General features: G+C 68.4%; 14 protein-coding genes. 11 read left to right on the forward strand and 3 right to left on the reverse strand.

Annotation, left to right across the window (positions count from 1 at the left end; translation table 11 throughout):
• Window positions 1-86 precede the first annotated feature (86 nt).
• Window positions 87-884, reverse strand: a complete 798-nt coding sequence (locus WAT24_RS14625; protein ID WP_336808641.1) for a TatD family hydrolase — start codon at window positions 882-884, stop codon at window positions 87-89.
• Between the two features lie 159 nt (window positions 885-1,043).
• Here WAT24_RS14625 and WAT24_RS14630 point away from each other — a divergent pair, with 159 nt between their 5' ends.
• A complete protein-coding gene (locus WAT24_RS14630; protein ID WP_336808642.1) occupies window positions 1,044-1,625 on the forward strand; it encodes a glycine zipper 2TM domain-containing protein in 582 nt (193 codons plus the stop codon).
• A 75-nt stretch (window positions 1,626-1,700) separates the two neighbouring features.
• Entirely contained in the window at window positions 1,701-2,192 is a 492-nt protein-coding gene (locus WAT24_RS14635) for an outer membrane lipoprotein (RefSeq protein WP_336808643.1), read from the forward strand.
• A 71-nt stretch (window positions 2,193-2,263) separates the two neighbouring features.
• Here WAT24_RS14635 and WAT24_RS14640 read toward each other — a convergent pair whose 3' ends face one another.
• Both WAT24_RS14640 and ygfZ read right to left on the reverse strand, forming a co-directional pair.
• On the reverse strand, window positions 2,264-2,698 hold the full coding sequence (locus WAT24_RS14640; protein ID WP_336808644.1) for a cell wall hydrolase: 435 nt from the start codon (window positions 2,696-2,698) through the stop codon (window positions 2,264-2,266).
• Window positions 2,699-3,112: 414 nt separating this feature from the next.
• Window positions 3,113-3,982, reverse strand: coding sequence for a CAF17-like 4Fe-4S cluster assembly/insertion protein YgfZ (gene ygfZ, locus WAT24_RS14645; protein ID WP_336808645.1), 870 nt, complete (start codon window positions 3,980-3,982; stop codon window positions 3,113-3,115).
• Window positions 3,983-4,040: 58 nt separating this feature from the next.
• On the opposite strand from ygfZ, the gene WAT24_RS14650 reads away from it, so the two are divergent.
• The 9 genes from WAT24_RS14650 (at window position 4,041) to lolD (ending at window position 10,667) form a co-directional block, all read left to right on the forward strand.
• On the forward strand, window positions 4,041-4,208 hold the full coding sequence (locus WAT24_RS14650; RefSeq protein WP_336808646.1) for a DUF1674 domain-containing protein: 168 nt from the start codon (window positions 4,041-4,043) through the stop codon (window positions 4,206-4,208).
• Between the two features lie 74 nt (window positions 4,209-4,282).
• Window positions 4,283-4,678 (forward strand): succinate dehydrogenase, cytochrome b556 subunit, encoded by a 396-nt coding sequence (gene sdhC / locus WAT24_RS14655; protein WP_336808647.1) that lies wholly within the window; start codon window positions 4,283-4,285, stop codon window positions 4,676-4,678.
• On the forward strand, window positions 4,675-5,070 hold the full coding sequence (sdhD, locus tag WAT24_RS14660; protein ID WP_336808648.1) for a succinate dehydrogenase, hydrophobic membrane anchor protein: 396 nt from the start codon (window positions 4,675-4,677) through the stop codon (window positions 5,068-5,070). The genes sdhC and sdhD overlap by 4 nt, the downstream gene beginning before the upstream one ends.
• Window positions 5,071-5,075: 5 nt before the next feature.
• Window positions 5,076-6,863 (forward strand): succinate dehydrogenase flavoprotein subunit, encoded by a 1,788-nt coding sequence (sdhA, locus tag WAT24_RS14665; protein ID WP_336808649.1) that lies wholly within the window; start codon window positions 5,076-5,078, stop codon window positions 6,861-6,863.
• Between the two features lie 23 nt (window positions 6,864-6,886).
• Window positions 6,887-7,666, forward strand: a complete 780-nt coding sequence (locus WAT24_RS14670; protein WP_336808650.1) for a succinate dehydrogenase iron-sulfur subunit — start codon at window positions 6,887-6,889, stop codon at window positions 7,664-7,666.
• 229 nt (window positions 7,667-7,895) lie between these two features.
• Window positions 7,896-8,135, forward strand: coding sequence for an FAD assembly factor SdhE (locus tag WAT24_RS14675; protein ID WP_336808651.1), 240 nt, complete (start codon window positions 7,896-7,898; stop codon window positions 8,133-8,135).
• Window positions 8,107-8,535 (forward strand): protein YgfX, encoded by a 429-nt coding sequence (locus tag WAT24_RS14680; protein ID WP_336808652.1) that lies wholly within the window; start codon window positions 8,107-8,109, stop codon window positions 8,533-8,535. Before WAT24_RS14675 ends, WAT24_RS14680 begins: the two co-directional genes overlap by 29 nt.
• Before the next feature lie 175 nt (window positions 8,536-8,710).
• Complete coding sequence (locus tag WAT24_RS14685; protein WP_336808653.1) at window positions 8,711-9,955, forward strand: lipoprotein-releasing ABC transporter permease subunit; 1,245 nt, start codon at window positions 8,711-8,713, stop codon at window positions 9,953-9,955.
• Complete coding sequence (gene lolD / locus WAT24_RS14690; protein ID WP_336808654.1) at window positions 9,948-10,667, forward strand: lipoprotein-releasing ABC transporter ATP-binding protein LolD; 720 nt, start codon at window positions 9,948-9,950, stop codon at window positions 10,665-10,667. The genes WAT24_RS14685 and lolD overlap by 8 nt, the downstream gene beginning before the upstream one ends.
• The last annotated feature ends 213 nt before the right edge of the window (window positions 10,668-10,880 follow it).

Below are 10,880 nucleotides of genomic sequence, written 5' to 3' on the forward strand. Positions count from 1 at the left end.
TCATCAGCTCATATTTCACTGGTGAATTAATTTAGCGCGGCCCCGGACAGGTGGCAAGTGCCTGCCCCGTCCTGCAGCAGGAGCGTTCAGTGCGGTATCGGCAGGCCGAACAGCCGGCAGGCGTTCGCGGTGGTGGCGGCCGCGACCGAGGCGGGCGACTCCCCGCGCAGCTCGGCAATCACCCGCAGGGTTTCGCGCATGTAGGCCGGCTCGTTGCGCACACCCTGGCGGCCCGCGTTGGGCTGGTCCGGGGCGTCGGTTTCCAGCAGCAGACGGTCGATCGGCAGGCTCGCCACCACGCGCCGAAGCCGCCGGGCGCGCGCGTAGGTGACCGGCCCGCCGATGCCCAGATAAAAGCCCATCTCGCAGAGCCGCTCGGCTTGCTGCTCGCTGCCGGCGAAGCTGTGCACCACGCCGTGCAGCCCCGGGCGGTCGCGCAGCGCGAGCACCACCTCCTCCACGGCGCGGCGCGCGTGCACGATCACCGGCAGGGACAGTTCGAGCGCCATGTCCAATTGCGCTTCGAAGTAGCGGCGCTGCGCCTGGGGATCGAGGCCTCGCACGTAGAAATCCAGTCCGATCTCGCCGAGCGCGACGGTCGCCTCGTGGGTCAGCCAGTGTCGCAACGCATCCAGGTGCGAGGGCCGGTGATGATCGAGGAACAGCGGGTGCAGGCCGTAGCACGGGAACAGTCCGGCATGGCTGGCGCACAGGTCCCTGATCCGCGGCCAGCCGGACGCATCGATGCCGGGAACGACGAGCATGTGCACGCCCGCGTCGCGGGCGCGGGCGAGCACATCCGCGCGGTCGGCGTCGAAGCCGGGGTCATCCAGGTGCACGTGGGTATCGACCAGTACGGGGGCGGAGGGGCAGGGATTGAGCATGCGGTCTGAGCGCTCCGTCACGTGTTCGTCACGTCGGTCGGGGATGTCGAAATTTGGTCTAGGTCGGATTCAGTATGGCGAAGGTTCAATGGCTGCGCAGGTGATCGCATGAGCGCGAGGCGCGCTACGCTCACCGCAGTTAATCGAGGAGATCGAGTCATGAACAGGTTGATGGTCAATGCGCTTCAGGTGGGGATCGCGGCAGCGCTCGCGATAGGCCTTTCGGCTTGCAACCGCGATGCCAGCGCCGATGCCGGCCTGGCCAACGCATCGTCCAGCGCGCAGGCCGACAACGGCGTCAAGTACGCCCGGGTGGTCAGCGTCGATCCGGTGCGCAAGACGGTGAGCAATCCGCGCCAGGTCTGCCACGACGAGGTGGTCACCCACAGCGAGCCGCCGAAGGATCAGCACCAGATCGCCGGCACCGCGATCGGCGCCGTGGCCGGTGGCCTGCTCGGCCACCAGGTCGGCGGCGGCAAGGGCAAGACCCTGGCGACCGTGGCCGGCGCCGTGGCGGGGGGCTACGCGGGCAAGAAGATCCAGGAGAATCGCCAGCAGGCCAACGTCACCACCACCACCGAGCGCAAGTGCGAAACGGTCAACGACACCAGCACCAAGGTGGTCGGCTACAACGTGCGCTACGAGTACAACGGCGTGACCCGCACCGTGCGGATGGACCATGACCCGGGCGATCGCGTGCAGGTGCAGGAAGGCGTGGTTGCCGTCTCCGACGCGCATTGAGGTCTGACGGAACCTAGGCGGTCCATGGACGGACCGCGCGCGATCATCCATGCACCCCACACGAGGAGTGATCCCATGGCCACTCGATCCCGCAATCTCGCGCTGGCGGCTGCGTTGACGGGCAGTCTCGCGCTCGCCGGCTGCGCCAGCAGCCCTTACGGCAACAACGGATATCCCAGCGGCGGTTACGGTCCCCGGGGCGCCGGCTATGGCGCGACCCGTTGCCAGGACTGCGGCGTGGTGCAGGACATCCAGCAGGTCTACGTCGAGGAAGGCGGCCACGGCACGCTGGGTGCGGTGATCGGCGCGGTCGCCGGGGGCGTGCTGGGCAACCAGGTCGGCAAGGGCAACGGTCGCAAGGCCGCCACCGTGGCCGGCGCGGTGGCCGGCGGCGTGGTCGGCAACCAGGTCGGCAAGCGCACCGGCAACGGCGAGGTGCCTGCGTGGCGCGTCACGCTGCGCCTGGACAACGGGCAGTATGCGACGGTGACCCAGCGCGAGGACCCGGGGCTGCGGGTCGGCGACTACGCTCAGGTGCGCGGTGATCACGTCTACCCTGTGCGATGAAATGCGTGGACGTCTAGACGTCCAAAAAAGAAGGGCCCTCTCGCGAGGGCCCTTTTTGCTGCCGGAAAGTATTAGTTGACCGCGTAGAAGCGGTGTTCGCCGATGGTGGTGCTGGTGTGGTTGAGTGACCAGGTCGGTGCGATCGCCACGGTGGCGAAATGATCGGCGTGTGGTACCAGCAATTGCCGCTGAGCCACGGGCAGCGACCAGTTGTCCAGCGAATACCCGGCGACCTTCCAGGCCTTGGCGAAGGCCTTGAAGTTGGAGATGTCGTAGGAGCCGGGTGTGGCCGTGATGGCGAACTGGTGCGGAGCGGCCACCACCTTGCAAACCGTGTCGCCCCAGCGGCCGCGTTCGCGGCGTCGCAGCGCAACCTCGGCGACGGCGAGCTGGCCGATGGTCGATTCGCTGCGCGCCTCCAGATACACGGTGGTGGCCAGGCAGGCCTGGTCCGCGATCGGCTGCGGCAGTACGGACGTCAGCCACAACAGCATGGAAAGTTTCATTGTCTGCCTCCAACGTGCTGTACGCGCGAGACGAAACCTCCATCTCGTGCGCCGTTGCGGTGGACGGGCGGGCAGGCCGTTCCACCTGGATTGATCGTCGCGACCGAAACCTGAAGTCGGGACGCTTTGCCACGGGACTGTGGCGTGGCCGGCGGGTCCGAAGCCGGCCTGGTTGTTGCGCGCGCGCTCTGCTGCCGCGACCTTCACCGGTCTGCGGGACTGCGGCTGCTGCTTAGATTGTTCCGCGAAGCGGTCGTTCCATCCGGCTTTTTCCGCCGGGTCGCGCCGATCCGGACCCCTCCGGTTCGTCGCGTGCAGATGCCCGTGGGCGATGGGCATCATTGAAATTCGGCGGGAGCCTAGTGGGGGGATCGTCCGCTGGCAAGTGCCGGATGGGGCCGGTTCACGTTCGACTCACCTTCCTCGTTCGCGCGTGCACGGCGCGTGTTCGGCGCTGCGGATGTGTACCGGCTGCGCCTCGTGTGTCGCGTGAAGACCGCCGTGAAGGTTCTTCGTGAAGCCTTCGTGCACGACGGCCAGCGCTTCGGCCGCACCGTCCACCGGCACCACGTCGAGCAGTTGCGCGAACACCTGGTCGCCCTCGCGCAGCACGGCGCCGGGCGTGAGGGGGCGTGACAGCTGCACGTGTCGCAGATGGCGCTTGTTGCCACCGCGATAATGCAGGCGCGCGACGATCTCCTGACCGGGATAGCAGCCCTTGTCCAGGGCCGTGGCGCCGAGCGGGCCGAGCTCCAGCGATGCGGGCAGCAGTTCGCCGAGCAGGGACGCCGGCAGCCACGGCCAGCCTGCGCGCAGTTGCGGCAGACGCCAGGTGTCGTCGTCGCGCTCGCCGACGACGAGGCTGTGCGAACCGCACCCGAGCGCGAACGTTCCCTTGCTCGCATCCGACGTGTGCAGCGCCAGCGGCTCGCCCGTGCCCATCGCCCGTACGTCGGTCGTGATGCGCACCTTCGCCCGAAACACGTAGCGCTGCAGCGCCGCGGCGAACGCGCCGGCCTCGCCGCCACGCAACAACAGCCGGAGACGCTGCTCGTCCACGCGCAGCAGGTGGAACAGCGCCCGCACGCGCCCCTGTGCGTCGAGCCATGCGCCGAACTGCCATCGACCGTCCGCGAGGCCGGCGAGGTTGCTGCTGAACTGGGCCTGCGCGAACGCGATCGCGTCGGCGCCTTCGAGGGAGACGAGCTGGGCGGAGTAGGGGTTTGGCATGCGCGGAACATGGGTGATGACGTGCCGGAAGGCAAGGCTTCGCGCTCCCGGCACGCGGCGCGCGAGGTTGTGCTGTCCCGCTCGCGCGTATTACGCTTCCGCGGCTTTGTTTATGTCCGAGACCTCCTCCCAAACCGAACCCGGTCAGGCTCCCGCACCCGCGGAGAGCGCCGTCGTGCCCGCACGGCCGGCGGAAGGCGGGGCGGCGCCGGAGCGGCCGGCGCCCGATCCCACCCGCTACGGCGACTGGGAAAAGAACGGGCGCTGCATCGACTTCTGATCGCCGCGGTGCATGCCGCGTCGGCGCAGAAGGGGCGATCGGACGCCAGCGATTCCACTACACGGACAGCCGCCATGGCAGACACGCGACGACCGATTTCCCCCCATCTTTCCGTCTATCGATGGCAGGTGCAGATGGTGACCTCCATCCTGCACCGCGCGACCGGCATCGCCCTGTCCGTGGGGTTGCTGCTGGTGGCCTGGGGCCTGTTGGCATTGGCCGGTGGCGAGGCGCGTTTCGCCCGCTTCGCGGCGTTCGTCGGCAGCCCGGTGGGCATCGTCCTGATGGTCGGCTGGAGCTGGTCGCTGTTCTACCACCTGTGCAACGGCATCCGTCACCTGGTGCAGGACGCCGGTTACGGCTACGAGATCGTGCAGTTCGTGCGCTCGAGCTGGGCCTCGGTCGTGGTCAGCCTGTTGCTGACGGTGCTGGCGTGGGCCTACGTGCTGACCCTGGGAGCTGCCGCATGAGCGCCTATCCGAAGGAATACCGCAATCCGCTGAAGAAGGCCCGCGGCCTGGGTTCGGCCCAGCACGGCGTGAGTCACTGGTGGACGCAGCGGGTGACCGCGGTCGCGCTGGTCGCGTTGGGCCTGTGGCTGGTGGCGCTGGTGCTGCGCGTGCTGCATGCCGACTACGCCACAGCACGCGCGCTCATCGCGCAGCCATGGAACGCGGTGCTGATGATCGCCTTCGTCATCACCGCCTTCTGGCACGCCGTGCTCGGCCTGCAGGTGGTGATCGAGGATTACGTGCACACCCGCTGGAAGGAAGCGACGCTCCTGATGGCGATCAAGTTTCTGGCCGTGCTCGCCGCCCTGGCGAGCGTGCTCGCGGTGCTGCGCACCGCCCTGGGAGCGTGAGTTCGATGGAAGCCTACAAGGTTCAGCAACACAAGTACGACGTGATCGTGGTCGGTGCCGGCGGCGCGGGCCTGCGCGCCACCTTCGGCCTGGCCGAGAAGGGCCTGAAGGCCGCGTGCATCACCAAGGTCTTCCCGACCCGTTCGCACACCGTGGCGGCGCAGGGTGGCATCTCCGCCGCGCTGGGCAACATGGGCGAGGACGACTGGCGCTTCCATTTCTACGACACCATCAAGGGCTCGGACTGGCTGGGCGACCAGGACGCGATCGAGTACATGTGCCGCGAGGCGATCCCGGCGATCATCGAGCTGGAGCACTACGGCGTGCCGTTCTCGCGCACCGAGGAAGGCAAGATCTACCAGCGCCCGTTCGGCGGCATGACCACGCATTACGGCAAGGGCACCGCGCAGCGCACCTGTGCCGCCGCCGACCGCACCGGCCACGCGATCCTGCATACGCTCTACCAGCAGGCGCTGGCGCATGACGCCACCTTCTTCATCGAGTATTTCGCGATCGACCTGATCTTCGACGAGGAAGGCGTCTGTCGTGGCGTGCTCGCGCTCGACCTCAACGAGGGCACGCTGCACTTCTTCCGCGGCCAGGCCGTGGTGCTGGCGACCGGCGGCTACGGCCGCGCCTACTTCAGCGCCACCTCCGCGCACACCTGCACCGGCGACGGCGGCGGCATGGTGCTGCGCGCCGGCCTGGCGCTGCAGGACATGGAATTCGTGCAGTTCCACCCGACCGGCATCTACGGCGCCGGCTGCCTGATCACCGAGGGCGTGCGCGGCGAGGGCGGCTACCTCACCAATTCCGAGGGCGAGCGCTTCATGGAGCGCTACGCGCCCAGCGCCAAGGACCTCGCCTCGCGCGACGTGGTCAGCCGCGCGATGACCATCGAGATCCGCGAGGGTCGTGGCGTCGGCGAGCACAAGGACCACATCCACCTCAACCTGATGCACCTGGGCGCCGAGGTCATCAACGAGCGCCTGCCGGGCATCGCCGAGTCGGCGCGCATCTTCGCCGGCGTGGACGTGACCAAGGAGCCCATCCCGGTCATCCCGACCGTGCACTACAACATGGGCGGCATCCCGACCAACTACCACGGCGAGGTCGTGCAGAAGCGCGGCGACGACGTGGACGCCGTGGTGCCGGGCCTGTTCGCCATCGGCGAGGCGGCCTGCGTGTCGGTGCACGGCGCCAACCGGCTGGGCTCCAACTCGCTGCTGGACCTGGTGGTGTTCGGCCGCGCGGTGGCCAACCGCTGCGCCGAGATCATCAAGCCGGGCGCGCCGCACAAGGACCTGCCGGCCAGCATCCTGGACAAGGCGCTGGGCCGCTTCGACGGCCTGCGCCATGCCAAGGGCAGCCGGCCGACCGCGCAGATCCGCCTGGAGATGCAGCGCACCATGCAGAAGGACGCCGCGGTGTTCCGCACCGGCGAGACGCTGGCCGAGGGCAAGCGCAAGATCTCGGAGGTCTACGAATCCTTCAAGGACGTGGGCGTCACCGACCGCTCGCTGGTGTGGAACTCCGACCTCATCGAGACGCTGGAGCTGTCCAACCTGCTGGCGCAGGCGGTGGTCACCATGCACTCGGCCGAGCAGCGCACCGAGAGCCGCGGCGCGCACGCCCGCGAGGACTTCCCCGAGCGCAACGACGAGCAGTGGATGAAGCACACGCTCGTCAGCCTGGGCGAGAACGGCGAGACCCGCTTCGACTTCCGCCCGGTGCACATGTACACGCTGACCGACGAGGTCGACGTGGTGCCGCCGAAGAAGCGCGTTTACTGATCAAACCGGACCGGAGACCCATCGTGGCAGAGTTCACGCTACCGAAGAATTCCAAGATCCAGTCCGGCAAGCACTACCCGGCGAAGGGCGCCAAGAAGCCGCGCACCTTCAAGGTGTACCGCTGGAGCCCGGACGACGGCCAGAACCCGCGCATCGACACCTACGAGGTGGATCTCGCCTCGTGCGGCCCGATGGTTCTGGACGCGCTGCTGAAGATCAAGAACGAGATCGACTCGACGCTCACGCTGCGCCGCTCCTGCCGCGAAGGCATCTGCGGCTCCTGCGCGATGAACATCGACGGCACCAACACGCTGGCCTGCACCAAGGCGATCGACGACTGCAAGGGCGGCGAGGTGGCGATCTATCCGCTGCCGCACATGCCGGTGGTCAAGGACCTGGTGCCGGACCTGACGCACTTCTACGCGCAGTACGCCTCGATCAAGCCATGGATTCGCACGCAGAGCCCGGCGCCGGCGCGCGAGCGCCTGCAGTCGCCGGAAGACCGCAAGCAGCTCGACGGCTACTACGAGTGCATCCTGTGCGCCTGCTGCTCGACCAGTTGCCCGAGCTACTGGTGGAACGGCGACCGCTACCTCGGCCCGGCCATCCTGCTGCAGGCCTACCGCTGGATCGCCGACAGCCGCGACGAGGCCACCGGCGAGCGCCTGGACGACCTGGAAGACCCGTTCAAGCTGTACCGCTGCCACACCATCATGAACTGCGCGCGCACCTGCCCGAAGGGCCTGAACCCGGCCAAGGCGATCGCCGAGATCAAGAAGCTGATGGTCGAGCGCCGATCGTAAGGGCGGCGCGCTCATTCCCCTCTCCCCCGCCGGGGAGAAGGGGTGAGGGGCCACGCTTGCGACTGACTTCCACCAGGGCAGCCACCATGCAGCCGGAATACCCGAACCGCGCCTTGTCCGGGCGTACCACAGGGCGTGATGTGGCTTCTTCCCGGCTTGTCTGCAAGCCCCGACCCTCTCCCCGACGGGGAGAGGGAGCCGAGCCTGGCGCTTCGCGCCTCACGTCGCCATGAGCCTCGCCCGCCTGCGCTGGCGTGCCCGCCGCGGTACGCGCGAGCTCGATGCGCTGCTGGGTCGCTGGCTGGACGAACGCTACGGCAGCGCCGACCCGCCGACACGCCAGGCCTTCGACGAGCTGCTCGACGCCCAGGACCCGGACCTGTGGGACTGGATCATGGGCCACGCGCGGGCGCCCCGCGCGGACTGGCAGGCGATCATCGATGACATCCGCGCCCGCCATCGGCTTTGACTACCGGCCCTCGCGGCTGCCGTCGACGTTGCTGGCGGCCGTGGCCGTGCTGGCGCTGGCGTCGATCGCCCTGAGCGGCGCGCCATGGGGCCTGAAGACCGGCTTGGCGATCGTAGTGCTTGCGTCCGTCGCGCGCGCGCTGCGCACGCTTTCGCGCTCCGGCATCGCCGGCGTGGGCCTGGCCGGCGAGAACTGGACGTTGTACCGGGCCGGCCAGGCCGAAATCCCGGCGACGCTGGCTTCATTCCGCATCCTCGGCACCTGCGTGCTGCTGCGCCTGCGGACCGCCGAGGGCGTCGCGGTGCTGCTGCTCGCGCCCGACAACGCGGATGCCGACGTGCGGCGGCGCCTGCGCATGCGCCTGGCCGCGCTGCAACCCGCCCGATCCGCCAGCCTGTAGCAGCGGGCTTGCCCCGGATACTCCTTGGCCGGTGCGGACCTCGGCGAAAGGCATCGCGGGCGCCCGCTCCCACCGTCTGCCGGCCCGCGCGGCACTTTCGCCGCGCACGACGGTCCAATTGCCCGATAATGCGTTCTCGGGCGGCCAGCCCTTCGACCGGATAAAGCGACCGTCCATGTTCCGACCGCTCGAGCTGTTCATCGGCCTGCGCTACACGCGCGCCAAGCGCCGCAACCAGTTCATCTCCTTCATTTCCACCGTCTCGATCGTCTGCATTGCCATCAGCGTCACCGCGCTGATCACGGTGATGTCGGTGATGAACGGCTTCGATTCGGAATTGCGCACGCGCATCCTGGGCGCCATCTCGCACGCCACCGTGTCCGGCCTGCCGGGCGAGGCGGTGCGGGACTGGCCGCGCGCGGTGAAGATCGCCGAGGCCAATCCGCACGTGCGGGGTGCCGCGCCGTACGTCGAGATGGAGGCCTTCCTGCAGGCCCGCCGGCCCAGTGGCGCGCTGGTGCGCGGCATCGAGCCGGGGCAGGAGCCCAAGGTCTCCGACATCAACACGCACATGGTCGAAGGCAGCCTCGACGAACTCAGGCCGGACAGCTGGAACATCGTGCTGGGCAAGGAACTGGCGCTCACGCTCGGGGTCACCGTGGGCGACCGCGTCACCATGGCCGTGCCCGAGTTCCGCGCCACGCCGATGGGCAGCGTGCCGCGCCTGCGCGGCTTCCACGTGGTGGGCATCTTCGAGCTCGGCATGCAGGAGTTCGACTCCGGCCTGGCGCTGATCAACATGCACGACGCCGAGAAGCTCGGCAGCCTGGACGGGCCCACCGGCATCCGCCTCAAGCTCGACGACATGTTCAACGCGCGACCGGTGGCAAAGGAGCTCGCCAACGACCTGGGCCAGTTCTACGTCGTGCAGACCTGGATGGACAGCCACGCCAACTTCTTCTCCGCGATCTCGATGGAGAAGCACGTGATGTTCATCATCCTCTCGCTGATCATCCTGGTCGCGGTGATCAACCTGATCTCGATGTTGATGATGCTGGTCACCGACAAGCAGGCGGACATCGCGATCCTGCGCACGCTCGGCTCCACGCCGCGCAGCATCATGGGCATGTTCATGGTGCAGGGCGTGCTGGTGGGCGTGGTCGGCATCGGCTTCGGCGTAGGCCTGGGCTCGCTGCTGTCCTGGAAGCTGCCGGTCATCGTCAAGTGGATCGAGCACGTCACCGGGGTGACCTTCCTCTCGCCCGACGTCTATTACATCAGCGAGGTCCCCAGCAAGCTGGTGGCCAGCGACGTAGGCTGGGTGACCCTGGTCACCTTCGTCTTCTCGCTGCTGGCGACGCTCTATCCCGCGTGGCGCGCCTCGCGCACGCAGCCGGCGCAGGCGCTGCGCTATGAGTGAGTCCAACGCCATGAAGAACGACATCGTGCTGCGCGCCCGCGGCATCGCTAAGACCTACGAGGAAGGCGACCTGAAGACCGAGGTGCTGACCGACGTCAACTTCGAACTGCGCCGCGGCGAGACGCTGGCCATCGTCGGCGCCTCCGGTTCCGGCAAGAGCACGCTGCTGCACATCATCGGCGGGCTGGACACGCTCACCGGCGGCGAGGTGGAAGTCGAAGGCCGCGTCCTCTCCCGGCTTTCCGACGCCGAGCGTGGCCGGGTGCGCAACCGCTCGCTGGGCTTCATCTACCAGTTCCACCACCTGCTGCCCGAGTTCACCGCATTGGAGAACGTGTGCATGCCGCTGCTGATCCGCGGCGTGGCCATCGCCGAGGCCGAGCGCCAGGCGCGCGTGCTGCTGGAACGGGTCGGGCTGGGCAGGCGCGAGCAGCACAAGCCGGCGGAGCTGTCTGGCGGCGAGCGCCAGCGCTGCGCGGTGGCGCGGGCGCTGGTCACCCGCCCGGCCTGCGTGCTCGGCGACGAGCCTACCGGCAATCTCGACGAAGGCAACGCGGCGCAGGTGTACGAGCTGATGCTGGAGCTGAACCGCGAGGTCGGCACCAGCTTCATCCTGGTCACCCACGACCACCGCCTGGCGGCGAAGATGGACCGCACGCTGGAGCTGCACAACGGCGTGCTGCAGGCGAAGGCGGCCGTTCCGCTGGCCTGACGGGGGCCGCCGGTACGGCTACGGCGCAGGGAAGGCCCAGGCTTGGCCGACCGCGCGCCCCTCGGTTTCGCCGACGCGTGCCTACGCTCGGGCGGACGGCCGTGTTCGGCGATGGCTAGCTGTGATCTCTCAGTAGGTTGTTCACCCGGGGCGATCCCGGGATTCTGGAGGTGCGACCCAACCAGCACACCAGGAACCCCGGATGAACCTGCA

It is taken from the genome of Fulvimonas yonginensis (assembly GCF_037137055.1).
In the GTDB taxonomy this organism is placed as follows: Bacteria; Pseudomonadota; Gammaproteobacteria; order Xanthomonadales; family Rhodanobacteraceae; genus Frateuria_A; species Frateuria_A yonginensis.